Raw genomic sequence first — 21,239 nt, forward strand, 5'->3', positions numbered from 1 at the left:
AACCGCTCTAGTCGACGGTTAAAACAGTTAATACCGCATGTGCGTGCGCTGCTGTTTCAAGACCAAGACTGGTGAGGTAACCACCGTCATTTTGACTGATCAAGCCTTTTTCAAACAAGCGCTGTGCCGCCGCCACTCGTTCCGCACCCGCACTGCTGCGCACCTTAATACCCTCTTGGGTGCTGTCTAAATTGTATAAACATAAGACTTCCAGTTCCGCGACAATCTCAGGGGTCCAAGACATAATCTACTCCGGTGATTCATTAGGTAAGAACAAACTTATGTGCTGCTGCCGCACGCTTTAAAACGTTTCCGGCAACTGCGGTAGCGCACGCAATGCACGCTCATAAGCAACCATATCGAAAGGCTGCTCAGCCGCTAACATTTCGCTTATCTGCCACGCCAATACTTGCGCCATCATCTGCACAATTTCGTCACGTGTATGCCCGACTAAAGTCAGCTTATTGAACACTGCTTGCGCTGCTGCAGGCTGCTGGGCTGACAGTTGGTTTTCAATCGCTTGGATCAATTCTTCTTCAACAAACTGGCCCTCTGCATCCTCATCTTCACTTGGTGAGGGTGCTGCGTCTTGCTCTTGCACAGCATCTATGGGCTCTGGCTCAGCGCTCGCACTCACCGGCACAGCACCCTCTTCAAGCTGGCATAATGCGCAATCATCAACGTCGCCTTTATTGGTTTCGACATAACGCACCCTGCGACTGGCTGAAGTGCGGTCTGCCGATACCTGAAAACGCAAATCTCTCGGTTTCTCCGTCACGCTAACCTCCTAAACCCTTTATCAGCCAAGTCACAGACAGTCTGTACTTAGCGATGACTTAATAATTCACGACCACGCTGCACAGCAGCGCGGACTTGTGCCGGCGCAGTACCACCAATATGGTTACGCGCATTGACTGACCCTTCTAGGGTCAGCACTTCAAACACATCATCAGTGATTTCTGTACTGAACTGCTGTAATTCGTTCAGGCTCATTTGTGCTAAATCTTTACCGTTTTCTACGCCATAGCGTACCGCAAGACCAACAATCTCGTGGCAATCACGGAAAGGTAAGCCTTTACCCACTAAGTAGTCAGCAAGATCTGTTGCGGTTGAAAAGCCACGTAAAGCTGCTTCACGCATCATTTCAGCTTTAGGCTTGATTGCTGGCACCATATCGGCAAACGCACGCAAACTGTCACGCAAGGTATCGGCCGCATCAAACAAGGGTTCTTTATCTTCTTGGTTATCTTTGTTGTAGGCCAATGGCTGGCCTTTCATCAAGGTTAACAAGCCCATTAATGCACCAAACACACGACCACTTTTGCCGCGCACCAACTCTGGCACATCTGGATTTTTCTTTTGCGGCATAATTGAGCTGCCGGTGCAGAAACGATCTGGCAGATCAATAAATTGGAACTGCGCCGAGGTCCACAACACCAATTCTTCAGAAAAGCGCGATAAGTGCATCATCGCAATACTGGCTGCCGCACAAAATTCAATGGCAAAATCACGATCCGAGACGCCATCCAATGAGTTGCCGGAAATGGCTTCAAAACCCAGCAGTTCACAGGTCATTTGGCGGTCAATCGGGTAGGTAGTACCGGCTAATGCGGCACTGCCCAGTGGCATACGGTTGGTACGTTTGCGGCAATCAACAAGGCGCTCATAGTCACGCGAGAGCATTTCAAACCACGCCAACATATGATGACCGAAAGTCACTGGCTGCGCGGTTTGCAAGTGGGTAAAACCCGGCATAATGGTTTCAGCATGCTCTTGTGCTAAACCTAACAAACCCTCTTGCAAGCGTGTCAGCTCAGACAAAATCAAGTCAATTTCGTCACGCAACCACAAGCGAATATCAGTCGCCACTTGGTCATTACGACTGCGGCCTGTATGCAGTTTTTTACCGACAATACCCACCTGCTCAGTCAGGCGCGCTTCGATGTTCATGTGCACATCTTCCAGCGCTGTGCTCCAGACGAACTGACCACTTTCGATTTCCTGTTCAATCGCCTGCAAGCCTGCGACCACAGTATCGCGCTCTTGCGCAGTTAATACGCCGACTTTAGCCAACATCGTGGCGTGGGCAATCGAGCCCATGATGTCATGCCGGTACAGACGCTGATCAAAATCCACCGAAGCGGTAAAACGCGCGACAAAAGCATCAACCGGCTCACTAAAACGGCCGCCCCACGACTGATTGGTTTTCTCGTTGCTCATTGAACCTGCCCAACTAAACAATAAAAGATGCGCACATAATAGCAGGATGATGCACGCTTATGCCGCTCCATCCTTAATTATGTATGCCATATTGTTTGAGCCAACTTAAGAGTTGTGACAATGGCAAGGCCCCGCTTTGCCGAGCGACTTCCTTACCGTTACGAAACAGTAATAAACTTGGTATCGAACGAATACCCAGCTCGCCTGAAAGGGCTGGGTGTGCCTCACTGTCCAATTTGCCAAAACGACAGGCTGTAGTTAACTGCTCTGCGGCCTGACTAAAGGTCGGTGCAAACTGACGGCAGGGTCCACACCAGCTGGCCCAAACATCCACCAACAAAGGCACATCACCTTTACTTTGCTTGGCGAACGTGGCTTGGCTCAAATCAAATGCTTCAGCGATAAAGATTTTTTGCTTGCACGCGCCACATTGCGGCTGCGCTTGACGCTTATCGCTCGGTATACGGTTTAAGGTCGCGCAATGCGCGCAAGGTACAACAATCAATTCAGTCATTTTCATAGCCTCTTAATTCAACACAGCAATACTTTACCTAAATATTAATTATTTAGCTGTAGCGTCTAACAGCGCAATTTGCCAGCACATGTTTCTTAGGCTACAACGTGAAGTATTCAAGGATTGAATACCACACAGCACGGAGGCTGTCCGCTTATGAACGATCAACGCGCCTTTACCTTAGTAGAAATGTGTATTGTACTGGCCTTGCTAGCGATTTTAGCGCAGGTTGCGCTACCCGCTTTTCAAGATTTTTTAGAGCGCAATCAACAGCAAGCGCTATACAATCAGATTGCCCGCGCCGTCAATCATGCGCGTACTCATGCCGTAACTCACCGTGTACGCGTTGAACTGTGCGGTACACATGATGGGCGCTCCTGTAATAAGGATTGGTCACAAGGCTGGTTGTTACGTGAAGTCAATCAGCTGCAGCCAATTGCGGTGACTCAACTAAAAACAGACCGTCGCCGCTTACAATGGAGCGGTTTTCAGGCAAAGATTCAGTTTCACAGCAATGGCATCAGCCCCACCGGCAACGGGCGCTTTTATAGCTGCCATAAACAAGAAATCAGCTGGCAATTGATTCTTAACCGCCAAGGCCGCTTACGCAGCGCCAGCAGCACAGAAAATGCAGAACAAATCGCGCGCTGCAGCTGATGTGCAACTGGCTCACAAATTACTGATTTATGCGCAACAACACTTGCCGCATACGACAGCAACAGGTAACACTGCAGGTATGACTAGAGCCAATAACACCAGCAAAACTACAGATGATTTTTTCATCCCAGAGCTCTGCCAAGCAGAGGCCTTGCTGGGCTTAATTTTATTGGCTGAATTATTGGTTTTAGTCTTGGTTTTAGCAGAGCCTATGCTGTCCGGTTTTGACTGGATGCGCTTAGCGCTCACTTCATTATTTGTGCAATGGATTGTTTTATTATCGGCCGCCGCGTTGTGTCGCGCCCGCCCCTATTTAGCCCGTTTATCAGCAAGCGTTGCGGTACTGATTGTCTGCGCGCTGGTGTTGTCTTTGACCTTGCTGTGTACCGCTATTGCCGAACATTTTTACCTTGCGCAAGACCTATCCGCAGAGGCGCGTAGCAATCTCTATATTCGCCACGCATTAATCAGCTTGATCATGTGCGCGCTACTGTTGCGCTATTTTTATCTGCAAGGCCAATGGCGCCTGCAGCAACAGGCCGAATTACAAGCGCGCTTGCAAGCCCTACAGGCACGTATCCACCCACATTTTTTATTTAACAGCCTCAACAGCATTGCCAGCTTAATCAGCTCCAACCCAGATAAAGCTGAAAATGCAGTACTCGATTTATCTGATTTATTTCGCGCCAGCCTGACCAAGCCAGATGCGCTATCGACTTGGCAAGATGAACTGGCATTGGCAAAACAATACCTCTCAATTGAACAATACCGCCTCGGCAAGCGTCTACATGTGAAGTGGAATGTTGACTCAGTGCCCGATGATTTACCCATACCGCATTTAACCTTGCAGCCTTTGTTAGAAAATGCTGTGATTTACGGGATTCAGCCCAGTATTCAAGGCGGTACGATTGAGATAATGGCACAGCACTCTCAGGGTGTATTGAAACTGCAAGTAAGCAACCCCTTTATGCCCGGTGAAAGCATGAGCAACCCGCGCGGCACACGCTTAGCGCTTAATAATATTGAAGCACGCTTAAAGGCATTATTTGGCCCCACAGCACGTTTATCTATCCAACAACAACTTGATCGCTACACTACATGTCTGAGCTATCCCTGCTCTAGACCCTCAGCAGAGGCGCACAAACAAGATGAAGATCTTAATCGCTGATGATGAGCCTTTAGCTCGCGAACGCTTAACTCGACTGGTCAAACAGATTCCGGGCTGCACAGTACTGCAACCTTGCGCAGAAAATGGCCACGAAACGCTGCAATTGGTAGACCGCTTCAAACCCGACATTGTTCTCCTTGATATTGGCATGCCAGGCTTAGACGGTTTGCAAGTTGCCGCACAGCTCTGTGAATACAGCGATGCTCCGGCTGTTATTTTTTGCACAGCACACGATGATTGCGCCCTGCAAGCCTTTGCCGTCAGCGCTGTTGGTTATTTAGTCAAGCCGATACGCAGCGAACAATTACAAGCGGCTTTAGAAAAAGCGCAGCGCCTTAACCGCGTGCAACTGGCAGCCTTATCGCGTGCGCCGAGCGCAATTAATCAAGCGCGCACGCACCTTAGCGCACGCAGCCATAAAGGGATTGAGCTGATTCCGCTAGAGCAAGTGATTCATTGTGTCGCAGATAATAAATATGTCACTTTGCGCCATCTGCATGGCGAAACCTTGCTTGATGAGTCGCTTAAATCCCTCGAAGATGAGTTTAGCGATCGCTTTGTACGTATTCACCGCAACGCCTTAGTCAGCCGCACCCACATTGAACGACTGCAGCGAAACACCAATGGTTATTACCAATTGTATCTGCGCGATGCACCAGAACCACTCACTGTTAGCCGTCGCCATGTTACCGCGGTACGCAAACTGATGGATAAACTCTAACTTTCAGGACAAAACTTGACCCTGCACATGAGGCAAGCCTGCGCTGCGCCTGTTATCATCCATACCATCTACACCTATCAATTTGGATCATAAATATGTCTGTAAGCGAACAACCGATAACAGAATTGCGCATTGCCACCCGTAAAAGCGCACTGGCACTTTGGCAAGCAGAGTTCGTTAAAGCCGAACTTGAAGCGGCGCACCCAGGTTTAAAAGTCACTTTAGTTCCTATGGTCAGTCGTGGCGATCAATTGCTGGACTCGCCACTGGCTAAAATCGGCGGTAAAGGTTTGTTCGTTAAAGAGCTCGAAGCAGCACTGCTTTCGAAAGAAGCCGATATCGCTGTGCACTCAATGAAAGACGTACCCATGGCATTTCCTGAAGGCTTAGATCTGTACTGTGTGTGTGAGCGCGAAGACCCGCGTGACGCCTTTGTTTCAAACACCTATGCCTGTCTTGCCGATCTGCCACACGGCAGCGTCGTTGGTACATCAAGCCTTCGACGCCAAGCGCAAATCTTGGCGCAACGTCCTGATTTAAAAATTAACTTTTTACGTGGCAACGTCAACACCCGCTTAGCCAAACTTGATGCCGGTGATTACGATGCCATTATTCTTGCTGCCGCTGGCTTATTACGCCTTGGTTTTGCTGACCGTATTCGTAGCAGCCTAGATGTCAGTGCCAACTTACCATCCGGCGGCCAAGGCGCAGTCGGCATTGAATGCCGCAGCGATGACACAGCCATTCATGCATTATTAAAACCACTGCACCACGCTGATACGAGCTACCGTGTGACTGCCGAGCGCGCACTCAACAAGCATCTTAACGGCGGCTGCCAAGTGCCAATCGCCTGTTACGCCGTCTTAGAGGGTGACGAATTATGGCTGCGCGGTTTTGTTGGCCAGCCTGACGCATCTGTACTCTTGTATGCAGAGCAACGCGCACATAAGAATGACGCCGAAGCCTTAGGTATCGCAGTGGCTGAAGACCTTCTAGCGCAAGGTGCTGGGGAGATTCTTGCTGTCCTATTTGAACAAGAGACACCCCTCACGTGAAACAGTGGCGCGTGCTTATCACTCGGCCTACAGCAGACAGCGCCGTGCTCGCTGCGCTGTTGGCTGAGCACAACATACACAGCAGCAGCTTGCCACTATTAGAGATTGAGGCGCTGCCCGAAACACCTGCACAACGCTCGCTAATACTTAACCTTGATCGTTACTGCGCCGTAATAGTGGTCAGCAAACCTGCCGCCACCTTAGGCATAGAGCGGGTCGATCGTTATTGGCCGCAACCGCCAGCTGAGCAGCACTGGTTTAGTGTGGGCGCGGGCACGGGTCAACTTTTAGCAGACTATGGCTTATCGGTGAGCTGGCCAGAACAGGGCGATGACAGTGAAGCCCTGCTCGCCCTACCCAAGTTTCTAGAAACGCTAAATGTCGATGCTCCCCGGGTTTTGATTATGCGCGCAGATGTCGGTCGCGACTTTCTCTCTGAGCAGTTAATACAGCGCGGTGTGCAGGTAGACTTTTTACCGCTGTATCGTAGACGCTTACCCGTTTATCCTAGTGATACATTGATCAAACAGATCCAACAAGAACAACTGAACAGCCTCGCAGTCAGCAGTGAGCAAGGCCTACGTCATTTAATTGAATTAGCTGGAGACGCCTGGTCTAATTTGACGTCTTTAGCCTTATTTGTGCCCAGCCCTCGTGTTGCTAAGATAGCCCAAGAGCTCGGTGCGCAGCATGTTATTGATTGCCGTGGCGCGAGTAATCAGGCTTTATTAAACGCCTTGACTGCGCATGGCGCACCATCAGCATAAGGATTTAGTCATGACTCAACCTCCAGAAAAGCCAGACAACAAGGGTAAAGCAAGCCCAGAGGCATCGAGCAAGGACACAACTGCCAAACCCGAGGTCAATGCTAGCAAAGCGGGTCCAAAAACAGAAAGCAAGGGCACACCAGCCAAACACGAGGCCAATGCGGATAAAGCGAGCCCAAAAACAGACAGCAAGGACACGACAAGCAAGCCGCCTGAGGCCAGCGCGGATAAAGCCAGCTCGCAAACAGCAAGCAAAGATGCTTCGGCCGCAAAGCAACCTGAAAAAAATAAAACACAACCGAGCAAGCCCGTAACAACATCCTCAGGCAAAGGCATAGCCATACTGGCTTTATTGTTTGGCCTAGGTGGCCTTGGCGCAGGTGCTTGGAGTGTATGGCATATTCAAAATACTGAAAGCCTGACACTGCAACAGCAACAGCAGCAACAACAAAAGTTGGCAAGCCTACAAACACAAATCTCAGATTTAAGTAAAGGCGAGCAACAGTTGCGCAGCACAATCGGGCAAATGCCTAGCGACACACAATTACAGCAGAGCCGCGACTTGCTTGCTCGTGTACAAGCAGAGCAACAACTGCTCTCGCAGCGCTTAGAAACCGTTTTAGGGGCCAGCCGTCAAGATTGGCGCTTAGCTGAAGCTGAACATCTATTGCGTATGGCAAGCTTACGTTTAAATGCATTACACGATACCAACAGCGCACGCTTCCTCCTAGAGGCCGCTGATCATATTTTATTAGAGCAAGATGACCCGGCAGCCTTTGCCGCGCGTGAGCAATTAGCACACACTATCGCGGCCTTGAAGAGCAGCGGCAATTTAGATCGTACCGGTTTATTTGTGCAACTCGGTGCCCTCTACCAGCAAGCCAATCAACTAACCGACTTAGCACCTGAATTTGTCCAGCACGCTGACGCAGCGTCTGCTGATGGTGCGGGACGCTGGGCACAATGGTGGCAACAGATTTCGCGCTACTTACGTGTTGATTTCAATGCCAGTGAACACGTACAACCCCTTTTAGCAGGGCAAAGTCTCACTCAAGTACGTTTAGCGCTGAGCCTATCTTTAGAGCAAGCGCAATGGGGCGCTTTAAATGGTGCAACCGAGGTGTACCAGCAAGCATTGCAGCAGGCGATCAGTGTCTTGGATGCGCACTTTAGTACTAAAGACCCGAGTGTTAGCGGCCTAAGAGATCAAATCAACGCTCTACGCGAACAAAAAGTAACTCAGCAGATGCCCAATTTAAATGCAGCGTTGAGCACGCTACAAGCTTACATAGCTACACGCTCTGCACCACAAGCGCCGAATGCAGATGAGGCCAACTGATTATGAAACGGACCTATCTTATTTTGCTCATTGTTGTGGCTTGCGCTGCCGCTTTGGGCATGTTTATCGCTGAACACACTGGCTACGTACTGATTTCCTGGAAATCATTCCGCTACGAGTCGAGCTTGTGGGTATTTCTTGCGGTAATAGCAGCAGTGTTTGCAGTGCTCTACGCTTTACGCACGCTGCTTAAAATGGCTCTAGCCTCAACAGGGCTAATCAATCCATGGTCACAGCGCAATCAGAGTCGGCGTAATCGCCTTGCTGCAGAACAAGGCACCCTAGACCTTGCCCAAGGTCATTGGAAAAGCGCATTACGTCACCTGCGTCGCGCAGCCGAAGGTGAAGCAAAACCCTTAGTGTATTTACTCGGTGCTGCGCGCGCTGCAGAACAACTCGGCCAAAGCGAAGAAGCTGATGACTTGCTTGAACAAGCATTAATCAAGCAACCCGATGCCGAGGTTGCAATTGCCTTAGCACATGCAGAGTTACAGCTGCAGCGTGCAGACGATGCTGGAGCACAAGAAACACTGCAGGCAATGCATGAGCTGCACCCTCAGCACCCAGAAGTGCTGTTACGCTTACAGGCTTTACTGCGTCAGCGCCAAGACTGGTCGGCACTGATTGGTTTATTACCAGAGTTACGTAAATCCAAACGCTTGAACAGTGAACAGTTACACAATATTGAATACCAAGCCTGGTCTGGACGACTCACAGCAGTTTATAAGCTCAAACAAGACCCGCAACAAGCGCTGCAATCCTTAGAAACGGCATGGCAAGGGCTGTCTAACAGACTCAAAAATGACGCACAACTTGTTGCAGCCTATGCTGCAGAACTGCTGCGTCTCAACGCGCACCAACAAGCAGAGTCATTGCTGCGTCATGCGTTAAAAGACAACCTGGACAATGAACTGCTTGAACTCTACGGGCAAAGCCATGCTGAGGACGCATCACGACAACTGCAACTGGCTGAAAGCTGGCTCAAACAAGCACCTAACAACCCTATTTTATTACGCACACTGGGCCGCTTAAGTTTGCGTAACCAGCTCTGGGGTAAAGCCCGCGATTACTTTGAGAGCAGCTTGCGCGAGCATCGGCAAGCACACACCTGCGCAGAACTTGCGCGACTACTCAGTCACTTAGGCGACACTCAGCGCAGCAACCAGTTGTTTGCCGAAAGCTTTCAATTATTGGAGCAATCATCACCACAATTACCGCAACCAGCACTACAACAAGACATAACGTAGCCGCTATACTGCAGAGCAAACAGCGTGCTGGCATTACAGCTGACACGCTGTTTTCATTTGCACACATCTAAGCAGCTGCAACCATGCAAATGCCGCACTTGCGGCGTTATGCCATAACAAGGATTCCCCATGCAACTCCCTTCATCGCGCCTATTATTTTCATTAGCATTTTTAGGCTGCGCGGGTATTATTGCCGTAGCATTGTATTTAGAGCATGTCGTCGGTTTAGTGCCATGTCCTTTATGCTATGTACAGCGCGTGGCTGTCATACTTTTTGCTGTGGTCTGCTTACTGGCAGCCTTGCACAACCCTGCTCGCTTAGGTCAGCGGATTTACGCAGCGCTAAGCACGCTTGCCGTTGGTCTTGGAATAGCCGCTGCAGGCCGACAAATCTGGTTACAAGGCTTACCAGAAGATGAACTTCCCGCCTGCTTGCCATCACTCGATTACATGCTTGAAGCATTTCCCTTGCAGGATGTTATCAGCAAAATGCTGCATGGCACCGCTGACTGTGCCGAGGTAACTTGGACACTACTCGGCCTAAATTTGGCAGAGATTAGCTTGCTCGGCTTTATTGCGATGCTGATATTTAGTCTTTTTATCATGCTGCGCAAAACAGTGCGCTAACCCCATCAGCTGCAGCCTTTCACTGCAGCACTTAAGCAGACACTGAAACTCACCCAGTGTCTGCGTGCGCTAGCCTGCTTACTCTTTTAAGGGCACCAAACGCGGTGCAATCATATTCTCTGGTCGAAGAATATCAGCCAACAGATCATCGTCTAGCAAGTTTTCTTCACGCACCAACTCCAAGACTCCACGCCCACTGTCGAGCGCTTGTTTGGCAATGCGGGTGGCGTTGTCATAACCGATATAAGGGTTAAGCGCCGTAATCAAGCCTATTGAATGTTCCATCAGCGAACGGCAGCGCTCTTCGTTAGCGGTTATACCAACGACGCAATGCTCACGCAGCATATCCATAGCGCGGCGCAACAAACGAATGGAATCAAACATTTTCCAAGCAATCAGAGGTTCCATTACGTTCAACTGCAACTGCCCTGCTTCAGCGGCTAGTGTCAGCGATAAGTCATTGCCAATCACCTCATACGCTACTTGACTAACGGCTTCCGGAATCACTGGATTGACCTTACCGGGCATAATCGAACTGCCAGGTTGCCGTGCCGGCAGATTAATCTCGTTAATCCCAGTACGCGGCCCACTGGACAGCAAGCGCAAATCATTACAAATTTTAGACAGTTTCACCGCAGTACGTTTTAGCATCGCCGAAAATAAAACAAATGAACCCATATCTGAGGTCGCTTCAATCAAGTTCGGTGCTGCTTTCATTGGAAAGCCGCAGATCGCGCGCAGACGCTCAACCGCAATGCCTTGATAACGGGGGTCGGCATTAATACCGGTACCGATGGCTGTACCACCTAAATTGACCGAGGTGAACAAGTCATTGGCTAGACTTTTTAAGCGAACTAAATCACCGGCTAAATTAGCCGAAAAGGCTTTAAACTCTTGGCCTAGTGTCATCGGCACAGCATCTTGTAACTGCGTGCGACCCATTTTCAGCACATGGGAAAACTCATCACCCTTATCAGAAAACGCATCAATCAAACGCTCTAAGCTGAGCAACAAGTCATTGTGTCCAAGCAGCAAACCGACACGGATCGCAGTCGGATACGCATCATTGGTTGATTGCGCCATATTGACGTCATTATTGGGATGTAAAAAGCTGTATTCGCCTTTTTCTTTACCCATCCACTCCAAACCTAAATTAGCAATCACCTCGTTGGCATTCATATTGGTTGAAGTGCCGGCGCCGCCTTGAATCATATCAACGATAAATTGATCATGATGCTTACCTTCAATCAACTGCGTGCACGCATTAGCAATCGCAGCATGCTTTTTATCGCTCAAATAACCCAGCTGGTGATTGGCATCAGCAGCTGCTTGCTTAACCATCCCTAGTGCGCTGACAAAATTAGGGTAATGCGATAATGGCACACCACTGAGATGAAAATTGTGCACGGCACGCAATGTCTGAATACCGTAATAGGCATCTTCAGGGACAGGCAAAGAGCCGAGTAAATCATGTTCAGAACGAAACGCTGTTGCTGTCATAGCTAAGACACCCTTTTAAGCTAAACAATCAAAAGTTAAAAATACAAATGTTAGGCTTTATACACTCGCAAAGCTAATATTGCGCGATCCCAGCTTCGACCTCAGGCCCCAGAACATCTGTGGGTAACTCTGTGGACAGCCTGTGCAGAGCTGATCCAGCTTTATGCTAGCTCCTAGGAGAATATGCAAGCTGTTGATTTATAATAATTATCAAAAACGTTAAGCAGATTTACTTCACAGAGCATAATCGATGCCCTGTGGATAAAATTCTTTATTATATTTTTATATCCCCTGCTTTTTCAGCTGAGTGCTTACAGCGGTTTTGCTAAAAATCATGTTCGAGGGGGTTTCTGTTCATCAGCTAGCACATCAAGCTCTGCAATAGTGCGTAAGCGTGTTACAACCATGGCATTAAGCGATCCTTCAGGAAAGTTACCATTCTCATCAGCACAGCCTGCAGCAACGCCACTAAGCAAACACAATGCCTCATCTACGTGACTGACAGTATAGATATTAAACTGCTTTGCTTCGACGGCGCTCACTACAGCCTCATCAAGTAACAGGTTAACAATATTAGAGCGCGGAATAATCACGCCCTGCTCACCGGTTAAACCGCGCGCCTGACACAAGCGAAAGAAACCTTCAATTTTCTCGTTAACGCCACCCACAGCCTGCACTTCGCCAAACTGATTAATTGAGCCGGTGATAGCAAATGACTGCTTCAACGGTGTGCGTGATAAAGCTGAGATTAAGGCACAGACCTCACCCAATGAAGCACTATCGCCATCGACGTAGCCATATGATTGTTCTAGAGCAATACTTGCCGATATGGCCAAAGGAAACTCTTGTGCATAACGGCTACCCAGATACCCTGTCAGAATCATCACCCCTTTTGAGTGAATCGACTGCCCTAAACTCACTTCACGCTCAATATCTACAATGCCACTGCCGCCCGGATACACCGAAGCAGAGATGCGCGCAGGCACGCCAAAAGCTGAATCACCAACAGCCAATACAGTCAGGCCATTACATTTACCCACTGCTGCGCCTTGCGTATCAATCAAAATCACGCCCGATAACATATCATCCATAATCCGCTCGGAGACACGCCCAGTGCGAGTGCGTCGTGCGGCAATAGCGCTATCAACATGCTCGGCGTCAGTCAGTTTAGCGGCAGCAGTATGGCGTAAAAAATCTGCCTCACTGAGCACTTGAAATAAATCAGCAAGACTGGCTGAGATACGCTGCTGATGCTCAGCTAAACGCGCACTATAGCGCGCCAAATGTTGCACCGCTGCAGCCGTTAATGGCGCCATGCCTTCCTCCTGAGTGCGCGCACAGAGCAGTTGCGCAAACTGGGTTAGCGTCTCGTCATTCAGGGGAATATCTTCATCGAAGTCCACTAGCATGCGAAACATTTCTTGGAAGTCGGGATCAAGCTCTTGCAAGGCATAATACAAATCACGTGAACCGATAACCACCACCTTCACCTGCAAAGGAATCATTTGCGGAATCAAGGTGGCGGCTGCCACGCGACTCAACTCAACCAACGGTGACTCCATTTTTAACTCGCGTGAGTGCAGCGCCCGTTTCAACGCCTCCCAGACAAAGGGTTCAGACAGCAGCTTTTCTGCCTCTAAAATTAAATAGCCACCATTGGCTCTGTGTAACGCCCCTGAGCGCAATTGACGATAGCTGGTATAGAGCACACCTTGATCGGTACTGTACTCAATGCGCCCAAATAGATTGTCATAGGTTGGATGCGATTCAAAAACCACCGGTGCACCTTCATTCGGTGCATGACCAACCACTAAATTGGGGCTGTATTGCTCTTCTAATAGCTTACGAGCCAACGCATCGCTGTGCTCTTCATCAACTAATTGTTCAACCACTGTTTTTAACAAATTACTTTGCATGGCCTGTAAATAAGCAACAACACAGGGGTGTTCTGCATATTTATGCGCCAACGGCGACAATAAGGGCTCTAGTGCTAAAGCGATGGTTTCCTCGTTCAGTTGGCGTAACTCATTGCTCGTCTCACGCTTCCATTGCGGCAAGCTAGACAGCTCTTTATTGAGATGCTCTTCAAGAACAGCAATATCAGCATGAAACTTTTCACGCTCACTCTCAGGGCGTTGCGCAAACTCAGCTTCGTCCAATGCTTTACCGTCATGCATGGGAGTAAAGGCTATATTGATGCTGTCACGATAAAGGGCAATGTTTTTTTCCAGCGCCAGCTTTTCAACCACATCAATGGCTTTGTCATAACGGCGATTAAAGCGGCGATCAATGGCGCTTTTTTTTTGCTGCCAGGCTGGCGTTTCAAAGACAGCTGGAAAGGTAGCCAATAAATTATCTAATAAGGTGCTGATATCAGTACAAAAGCGGCTGCCTTCACCAGCAGGAAGCTGCAAGGCATGGGGCTCACGCACTTCTGTAAAATGATTGACATACAGCCAGTCAGCTGGGGTTGGGCGCTGCTTAGCCTGCTCAACGAGATAGCGCTGTGCATAAGAAAACCTACCAGAACCAGACTCACCCATAACAAACACATTGTAACCATGGCGCTGCATGGATATACCAAACTGTAATGCCTGCACAGCACGTGCCTGTCCGAGAACGCCAGCTAATGGCTCAAGATCAGCGGTGGTAACGAAATTAAAGTGCTCACTAAAAGTGCGAGTTAATTGCTCAGGTAAGAGACGCTGTGCATTAAGAGTTGATTCCGGCATTAGTTTTCCTTGCAGCAAGCGGCCAAACCGCGAAGTGAACGGCGTATTTTGGCCTTGCTTGCCAGCTCTCTGCAAGGAAGACATCAAAAGAAAAGGAGATTGTATGGCTTTGATCGACGAAAAACCTTCGTCGATCGGAACTCAAGCAAGGAATATTTTCTATTAATCTATAGCCAAGCTTTGTTACAGAGAATGTCATTCAGTGTTTATGCCTGCGACAGTATTGATTGCAAGCCTATCGTTAACTATCGCCTGTTAGTTCAAACTGGATCGACTTAACTTTTTTACTGACAGCATTGGCTCTCTAAATAACACAACAACATGCGCGCAAATTCATTTAATCTGCGCAGTTAATGCAGTGCTGAGCCGTAGGCAAAGCTTCAAGCCGTGCTTCATTGATTGGCTCACCGCACTTTTCACACTCGCCGTAGGTACCTGCATCGAGGCGCTCAAGCGCTTGTTTTACTTCTTGCACGCCCATGCGTGCATCAGCCAACAAGCCTTGCAAAACCATATCATTTTGACGCTCTGTGGCTTGCTCAGAAAAACTTTGTGCATGCTCACGTGACAAGTCACGCTCAATGGCCTCTGCCCGCGTGCTGTACTCCGTGAGCAATGCTTGTAAACGCACACGTGGATCAAGTTCTGCCATAACGACCTCTTCTAAAGATACTATCCATAACAAACGAATGCTTAGGGTTTAGCCACTTACACTGCACCAAACACTGATACTTATCAAGCGACACGCAGGCAAAACACAGATGGCATAAAAAAGCCCCGCGATCACTCAGCGAGGCATTTTTATTAGGTTAACGAAGGGTTGTCTAGTTTAATTTAAACAATACCCTGCGCTAACATGGCGTCTGCAACTTTGACAAAGCCGGCAATATTTGCCCCTTTGACGTAGTTTACGCGACCATTTTCCGTGCCGTAATGGACACAGGCAGCATGAATTTGCTGCATAACACTGTGCAGCTTGGCATCCACCTCACCATCAGTCCACAGTAGACGCATTGCGTTTTGGCTCATTTCCAAGCCGCTCACCGCTACACCACCGGCGTTAGACGCTTTACCAGGCGCATACAGCATGCCCTGCTCAATAAACAGATCAACTGCATCCAATGTGGATGGCATGTTGGCCCCTTCAGCAACACAGATGCAGCCGTTTTTAATTAAGGTACGCGCATCATCAATATCGAGCTCGTTTTGTGTTGCACACGGCAGCGCAATATCACATTGCAGGCCCCAAGGACGCTGGCCTGGTAGGTACTGCAAGCCAAAGTGCTCGGCCATTTCTTCAATACGACCGCGACGGATATTTTTGAGGTCCATCAGGTACTTCCAATGTTCACTGTCCATACCGTTTTCGATATACAGCGTCCCACCCGAATCAGATAAAGAAATCACCTTGCCGCCCAGCTCAATAACTTTTTGCGCAGCATACTGAGCCACGTTACCCGAGCCAGAAATAGCTACACGCTGGCCTTCAAAACGACGCTTAGCACTTTTCAGCATTTCTTCAGCAAAATACACACAGCCATAGCCAGTCGCTTCAGGGCGAATTAAGCTGCCACCATAGGTCATGCCTTTACCGGTTAATACAGAGGTAAACTCATTGGCAAGACGCTTGTACTGGCCAAACATAAAGCCAATCTCACGGGCACCCACACCAATATCACCTGCTGGGACATCAAGGTGGTGGCCGATATGGCGAAATAACTCAGTCATAAATGACTGACAGAAGCGCATCACTTCATTGTCACTTTTACCCTTAGGGTTAAAGTCTGAACCACCCTTACCACCGCCCATCGGCAATGAAGTCAATGAATTCTTAAAGACTTGCTCAAAAGCTAAGAACTTTAAAACACCCAAGTTGACTGACGGATGGAAGCGCAAACCGCCTTTATAAGGGCCGATAGCGCTGTTCATTTGAATCCGATAGCCACGATTAACATGCACTTTACCGGCATCGTCTACCCAAGGTACGCGGAATAAAATCACACGCTCGGGCTCAACCATTCGCTCAATGATGCCAGCCTGCATATAACGCGGGTTATCTTCAAGGAAAGGCCACAGAGTGCGCAGCACTTCTTCAACAGCCTGATGAAATTCTGGCTGATCTGGGTCACGCTGTTTTATATGGGATAAAAACGCATCAAGAGTTTGCGACATAATAATAAAGCCTCAGCAAACCGCACATGTACGGTTATTGTTCAAAACCATCTGACTTTATCAGTGCTTGGGTGCTTTGCGATAGAAAAAAATGTAATTTTTTTAAAAACCCCAAACTGCTTGCCCTTTTATTCCCTGCTCAATGACTGCTTTTTCACTATAAATATCATCCGCGTCTTGCTTATATCAAACCCCCCAATGTAAAGTTATACTATAACTAGATAAGCTTATTTAAATGGAGCCTCCGCATGCGTTTTATGAATATATTAGCGCCTACAGCGCTGATCCTAGCGTCACTCAGCCCAATCGCATATGCACATGAGCATCAGCATGCGCATAGCTTAGCTGCACACCAGCATGGCGTTGCGACTGTTAATATTGCTCTTGATGAACAGCAGCTCATCCTTGAACTGCAAAGTCCTTCGATGAACATCGTGGGTTTTGAATACCACCCTCGCTCAGCTGTTGATAAACAAGCCGTAGTCGATGCAGAGCACGCCCTAAAAAATGAGCAACAACTGTTTACTATGAGCAATGCTGCGCAATGCATCTTAACTGCAGTGCACGTTGACAATGACCTGGCCGAGCACAGCGATACGCACCAACAGTCAGCTCAGGATGAAGACGAGCACCAGCACAGTGATATCCAAGTCAGCTATCAATTTAATTGTGCACACCCTGAAAAACTTAAGCGCATTGACCTAGAAGGCTTCTTTAAAACCTTTCCCTTAACTGAAAAAATCCATGTGCAATTGATCAGCGCTGACTCACAACAGGGCGTCGATCTGTCTCAGAGCCATACAGCAGTCAGCTGGTAAACTAAGGCTGTGCTTATACGAGCCCTGCACAGCAGGGCTCAACATTAATCTGCTATTGAGATGGCCATGACCCGCCCAACCCCGATTATCGAGCTGCACGCTCTGCGCTTCGCATGGCCGAAGCAAGCTACGCTATTGGATATTGACGCATTTCGTCTTGAGCCTGAGCAAAGCGTATTTCTAAAGGGGCCCTCAGGTAGCGGTAAAACCACCCTACTCGGTTTACTTGGTGGTGTGCAGTTACCACAAAGCGGCACCATTCGCCTGCTCGGGCAGGACTTAAGTACACTCAGTGCCAGCGCCCGTGATCGCTTTCGAGTGGACCACAGCGGTTTTATTTTCCAGCAGTTTAATCTGCTGCCGTTTTTATCGGTGCTCGACAATGTACTGCTGCCTTGTCAGTTTTCTAAACACCGCACGCAGCGCGCAATCGCCCGTCACAACTCAATCCATGCCGCAGCACAAGCCTTGCTCAGCGGTTTGGGCCTCGCGCCAGAACTGCAGCAACAACGCGCCGATACTCTCTCCATCGGCCAACAGCAGCGTGTTGCCGCAGCGCGCGCATTAATCGGCCAACCGAAACTGGTGATCGCCGACGAACCCACCTCGGCGTTAGATGCCGACAGCCGTGAGGTGTTCTTAAAGCTGCTATTTGCTGAGTGCAAAGCTGCAGGTGCGAGCTTGCTGTTTGTCAGTCATGACCAGTCTCTGGCGCGCCTGTTTGACCGCAGTATCGATCTGAGTCAGCTCAATCGCGCCGCGCGCACGCAGGAGACTTAAGATGCATCTTTTTCGCATTGCTTTACGCAGTTTAGCCAATCGCCGCTTTACCGCATTGCTGACTATTTTTGCCATCGCCCTATCCATCGCACTGCTGCTGGCTGTCGAGCGCGTGCGTACAGAAACCCGTGCAAGTTTTGCCAGCACCATCAGCTCAACCGACCTGATTGTTGGTGCGCGCTCTGGCTCGGTTAACTTGTTGCTCTACTCGGTGTTTCGCATCGGCAATGCCACCAATAACATTCGCTGGAGCAGCTTTGAGCACTTTGCTCAGCATCCGCAAGTGAAGTGGGCCGTACCCATGTCATTGGGTGACTCACACCAAGGTTATCGTGTGCTGGGCACATCTGCTGATTACTTCACGCATTACCAGTTCGGGCGCAAACAACACCTACAAATGCGTGATGGCCGTTTCTTTAGTGATCAAGCACCTTTTGAAGTGGTGCTGGGTGCTGAGGTGGCGGATGCGCTGAACTACGCTTTAGGCCAAAAAATCGTCCTTGCCCACGGCATGGCCACCATCAGTTTAGTCAATCACGATGACAAGCCTTTCACTACGGTCGGCATTCTAGAGCGTACCGGCACGCCAGTGGACCGTACTCTGCATATTGCCCTAGCCGGCATGGAGGCTCTGCACATTGACTGGCAGCATGGTGCGCCAGCCTATGGCAACCGCAAGATCAGTGCTGAGCAAGCCTTGCAAATGGATTTACAACCCAAAGAAATCACCGCAATGTTACTGGGTTTAAAAAGTAAGATTGCCACCTTTGCCGTGCAACGAGAAATCAATCAATGGCGCGGCGAACCTTTACTCGCCATTTTGCCAGGTGTTGCCCTGCAAGAACTTTGGGGTTTAATGGGGACCGCGGAGAAAGCGTTGTTTGTGGTCTCGCTGTTTGTCGTACTGACCGGCCTGATTGGCATGCTTACGGCAATTTTGACCAGCCTCAACGAACGCCGCCGAGAAATGGCTATTTTACGCTCAGTGGGCGCACGTCCTTGGCACATTGCTAGTTTACTGATTCTCGAAGCCTTCAGTTTGGCCTTTGCCGGAATCCTGTTAGGTCTGGTGCTGTTGTATCTCGGCATTGCCATCGCGCAAGGCCCGCTGCAAAGTCACTATGGTTTGTACCTGCCTTTTTCCGCGCCCAGCCTGTATGAATGGATGCTGCTGGCTGCGGTATTGCTTGCAGGCGTGTTGATGGGTGCGGTGCCCGCCTGGCGCGCATATCGTCAATCCTTAGCGGATGGGCTTAATATTCGTTTATAACCTTAAATTTAACTGCTTTTAATAGCCTTGGGTCTGATTGATATGCGAAAACTGTTCTGTGTCATCGTGCTACTGTGCAGCGTTACTGCAGCCTATGCTGGCGAATTACGCACACTCAAATGGCAAGATATGGTTCCCGCTGACGCACCGCCCTTGCCACCACCGACAGCACTGCATGATCTCAATCAGCTGGCAGATATGGCTGACATTTTGGCCGCAGAAAGCGGCCCAGCGGCCCAGCAGCAATACCCCAATGCACCCGTCGTAGCAGAGCTGCACGGTTTGCGAGTTAAGCTGCCCGGTTATATCGTGCCGCTGACCATTGATGAAAACAGCCGCATTACGGAGTTTTTGCTGGTGCCTTACTTTGGTGCCTGCATCCATGTACCGCCACCACCGTCCAACCAAATTGTTTATGTACACAGCGAAGGCGGCGTGGCGATGGGCGATATGTGGCAGCCGTATTGGCTTGAAGGCAGGCTCAAGGTTGAATCCTTTGACAGCGACATGGGCACAACAGGCTACAGCGCCGAAGCCGAACAAGTTTATCGCTATGTATTTGATAGCCCAGCGATTAAATAATTTCAGCAATACTCACTGACTACAGCTTAAAGCAACACCCTAGTCAGTACTCAAACAAAAGCACTAAAAATAAGCACCTTTATCTGATCAGACACCGTATAATGCGCGCTCGCAGGAGAGAGAGCAGACACAGATCTGCTCCGCCGAAGGCGCAAACTCCCATAAACGCTCAGGCTCATGTACTGCGAAACAACTTAGATTCGCCAACTGGAGAGCGGTTGCTTAAAGCAATCCACCGAAGGGGCAAGCGGCACACTGCTGCATAAACTCTCAGGTACACAGGACAGAGGGAGAGGCGTTACTGTCAGCAGGAGTCCTGCGTGCTTACTAATATTTTTATTATTGCTATTACCGCTGAAGCCATGTCCGGTGCGCTTGCCGCTGGACGCCGTAATATGGACTTATTTGGTGTCGCACTTATCTCTTTTATCACTGCACTGGGCGGTGGCACTGTGCGTGACATGCTGCTAGGTAACTACCCTGTCACTTGGACCCAACACCCTCTCTATATTTATCTGACCATTGGCGCAGGTCTAGCCACGATACTGTTAGCGCGCTTTATCCATAGACTCAACCAGATCTTTCTAGTTTTGGACTCCATGGGTTTAATTGCCTTTACTATCATCGGTTGTAACGTCGCCTTAAAGCTGGGTTACGACACCCCAGTAGTCATTATGTCAGGTATGACTACTGGTATTTTTGGCGGTATTTTGCGCGATATTATGTGCAACCGCACCCCGCAAGTATTGCGCCACGAACTCTACGCCAGCGTCTCTTTGGTGGTTGCAGTGGTGTATTTAACTCTAATGTCACTCGGCGTATCCCACGGTGTTAATACTTGGGGTACATTTTTCTTCGGGCTCCTGCTACGCCTTTCAGCGATTCGCTGGAAATTGTCTTTACCTGTATTTTCATACTCACCGGGCCGCTGGGGTGATTAGAGAAGCGCTATATCTGTCTAACCGTATGATTCCAGCATAGATACGAATCAATAGCACCACCCTTGTTTTTACTGAGATCCCGACCGAATCAAAAACTTCTTAAAGTTGCAGCAATTTACGCTTTATTTG

The 21,239-nt window shown here is 49.2% G+C and carries 21 protein-coding genes and 2 riboswitches; of the genes, 13 read left to right on the top strand and 8 right to left on the bottom strand.

Going from position 1 to position 21,239, the window contains the following annotated elements; all coding sequences use genetic code 11:
• Nucleotides 1-7: 7 nt before the first annotated feature.
• The 4 genes from FXF61_RS11170 to trxC all read right to left on the bottom strand — a co-directional run bounded on the left by FXF61_RS11170 (nt 8) and on the right by trxC (nt 2,734).
• Complete coding sequence (locus tag FXF61_RS11170; protein WP_151185342.1) at nt 8-244, bottom strand: TIGR02647 family protein; 237 nt, start codon at nt 242-244, stop codon at nt 8-10.
• A gap of 57 nt (nt 245-301) precedes the next feature.
• Entirely contained in the window at nt 302-778 is a 477-nt protein-coding gene (locus FXF61_RS11175; protein ID WP_151185343.1) for a hypothetical protein, read from the bottom strand.
• Between the two features lie 47 nt (nt 779-825).
• Nucleotides 826-2,220 (bottom strand): argininosuccinate lyase, encoded by a 1,395-nt coding sequence (gene argH / locus FXF61_RS11180; RefSeq protein ID WP_151185344.1) that lies wholly within the window; start codon nt 2,218-2,220, stop codon nt 826-828.
• Nucleotides 2,221-2,293: 73 nt separating this feature from the next.
• A complete protein-coding gene (gene trxC / locus FXF61_RS11185; RefSeq protein ID WP_151185345.1) occupies nt 2,294-2,734 on the bottom strand; it encodes a thioredoxin TrxC in 441 nt (146 codons plus the stop codon).
• Nucleotides 2,735-2,890: 156 nt separating this feature from the next.
• Between trxC and FXF61_RS11190 the strand changes: the two genes are divergently transcribed.
• From FXF61_RS11190 to FXF61_RS11225, 8 genes are all read left to right on the top strand, one after another.
• Complete coding sequence (locus FXF61_RS11190) at nt 2,891-3,391, top strand: GspH/FimT family pseudopilin (RefSeq protein WP_151185346.1); 501 nt, start codon at nt 2,891-2,893, stop codon at nt 3,389-3,391.
• A 79-nt stretch (nt 3,392-3,470) separates the two neighbouring features.
• Complete coding sequence (locus tag FXF61_RS11195; protein ID WP_151186089.1) at nt 3,471-4,559, top strand: sensor histidine kinase; 1,089 nt, start codon at nt 3,471-3,473, stop codon at nt 4,557-4,559.
• Nucleotides 4,540-5,280 (top strand): LytTR family DNA-binding domain-containing protein, encoded by a 741-nt coding sequence (locus tag FXF61_RS11200; protein WP_151185347.1) that lies wholly within the window; start codon nt 4,540-4,542, stop codon nt 5,278-5,280. Before FXF61_RS11195 ends, FXF61_RS11200 begins: the two co-directional genes overlap by 20 nt.
• A 95-nt stretch (nt 5,281-5,375) precedes the next feature.
• A complete protein-coding gene (hemC, locus tag FXF61_RS11205; RefSeq protein WP_151185348.1) occupies nt 5,376-6,335 on the top strand; it encodes a hydroxymethylbilane synthase in 960 nt (319 codons plus the stop codon).
• The gene (locus FXF61_RS11210) at nt 6,332-7,102 is read left to right on the top strand and encodes a uroporphyrinogen-III synthase (RefSeq protein WP_151185349.1); all 771 of its coding nucleotides are present in this window, start codon (nt 6,332-6,334) and stop codon (nt 7,100-7,102) included. The genes hemC and FXF61_RS11210 overlap by 4 nt, the downstream gene beginning before the upstream one ends.
• A 10-nt stretch (nt 7,103-7,112) precedes the next feature.
• On the top strand, nt 7,113-8,441 hold the full coding sequence (locus FXF61_RS11215; protein ID WP_151185350.1) for a uroporphyrinogen-III C-methyltransferase: 1,329 nt from the start codon (nt 7,113-7,115) through the stop codon (nt 8,439-8,441).
• Between the two features lie 2 nt (nt 8,442-8,443).
• Nucleotides 8,444-9,688 (top strand): heme biosynthesis HemY N-terminal domain-containing protein, encoded by a 1,245-nt coding sequence (locus tag FXF61_RS11220; protein ID WP_151185351.1) that lies wholly within the window; start codon nt 8,444-8,446, stop codon nt 9,686-9,688.
• Nucleotides 9,689-9,817: 129 nt separating this feature from the next.
• Nucleotides 9,818-10,315 (top strand): disulfide bond formation protein B, encoded by a 498-nt coding sequence (locus FXF61_RS11225; RefSeq protein WP_151185352.1) that lies wholly within the window; start codon nt 9,818-9,820, stop codon nt 10,313-10,315.
• 78 nt (nt 10,316-10,393) lie between these two features.
• Here the strand turns inward: FXF61_RS11225 and FXF61_RS11230 are convergent, their stop codons facing one another.
• The 4 genes from FXF61_RS11230 to gdhA form a co-directional block, all read right to left on the bottom strand.
• Nucleotides 10,394-11,815: an aspartate ammonia-lyase gene (locus tag FXF61_RS11230; RefSeq protein WP_151185353.1), complete on the bottom strand. Its 1,422-nt coding sequence runs from the start codon at nt 11,813-11,815 to the stop codon at nt 10,394-10,396.
• A 332-nt stretch (nt 11,816-12,147) separates the two neighbouring features.
• Nucleotides 12,148-14,547: a Lon protease family protein gene (locus tag FXF61_RS11235; RefSeq protein ID WP_151185354.1), complete on the bottom strand. Its 2,400-nt coding sequence runs from the start codon at nt 14,545-14,547 to the stop codon at nt 12,148-12,150.
• A gap of 337 nt (nt 14,548-14,884) precedes the next feature.
• Nucleotides 14,885-15,199, bottom strand: a complete 315-nt coding sequence (locus FXF61_RS11240) for a TraR/DksA family transcriptional regulator (protein ID WP_151185355.1) — start codon at nt 15,197-15,199, stop codon at nt 14,885-14,887.
• A gap of 182 nt (nt 15,200-15,381) precedes the next feature.
• Nucleotides 15,382-16,719, bottom strand: a complete 1,338-nt coding sequence (gene gdhA, locus FXF61_RS11245; RefSeq protein WP_151185356.1) for an NADP-specific glutamate dehydrogenase — start codon at nt 16,717-16,719, stop codon at nt 15,382-15,384.
• A 248-nt stretch (nt 16,720-16,967) separates the two neighbouring features.
• Here gdhA and FXF61_RS11250 point away from each other — a divergent pair, with 248 nt between their 5' ends.
• The 5 genes from FXF61_RS11250 (at nt 16,968) to FXF61_RS11270 (ending at nt 21,110) form a co-directional block, all read left to right on the top strand.
• Nucleotides 16,968-17,537, top strand: a complete 570-nt coding sequence (locus FXF61_RS11250) for a DUF2796 domain-containing protein (RefSeq protein WP_151185357.1) — start codon at nt 16,968-16,970, stop codon at nt 17,535-17,537.
• 66 nt (nt 17,538-17,603) lie between these two features.
• Complete coding sequence (locus FXF61_RS11255) at nt 17,604-18,317, top strand: ATP-binding cassette domain-containing protein (protein ID WP_151185358.1); 714 nt, start codon at nt 17,604-17,606, stop codon at nt 18,315-18,317.
• A 1-nt stretch (nt 18,318) separates the two neighbouring features.
• Entirely contained in the window at nt 18,319-19,587 is a 1,269-nt protein-coding gene (locus tag FXF61_RS11260; protein WP_151185359.1) for an ABC transporter permease, read from the top strand.
• A gap of 42 nt (nt 19,588-19,629) precedes the next feature.
• Entirely contained in the window at nt 19,630-20,169 is a 540-nt protein-coding gene (locus FXF61_RS11265; RefSeq protein WP_151185360.1) for a DUF3299 domain-containing protein, read from the top strand.
• A gap of 102 nt (nt 20,170-20,271) precedes the next feature.
• A riboswitch (glycine riboswitch) is annotated at nt 20,272-20,364 on the top strand.
• 2 nt (nt 20,365-20,366) lie between these two features.
• Nucleotides 20,367-20,466: riboswitch (glycine riboswitch) on the top strand.
• A 23-nt stretch (nt 20,467-20,489) separates the two neighbouring features.
• Nucleotides 20,490-21,110, top strand: coding sequence for a trimeric intracellular cation channel family protein (locus FXF61_RS11270; RefSeq protein ID WP_151185361.1), 621 nt, complete (start codon nt 20,490-20,492; stop codon nt 21,108-21,110).
• Nucleotides 21,111-21,239: the final 129 nt, after the last annotated feature.

This window comes from Pseudomonas sp. C27(2019), from assembly GCF_008807395.1.
Lineage (GTDB): Bacteria > Pseudomonadota > Gammaproteobacteria > Pseudomonadales > Pseudomonadaceae > Denitrificimonas.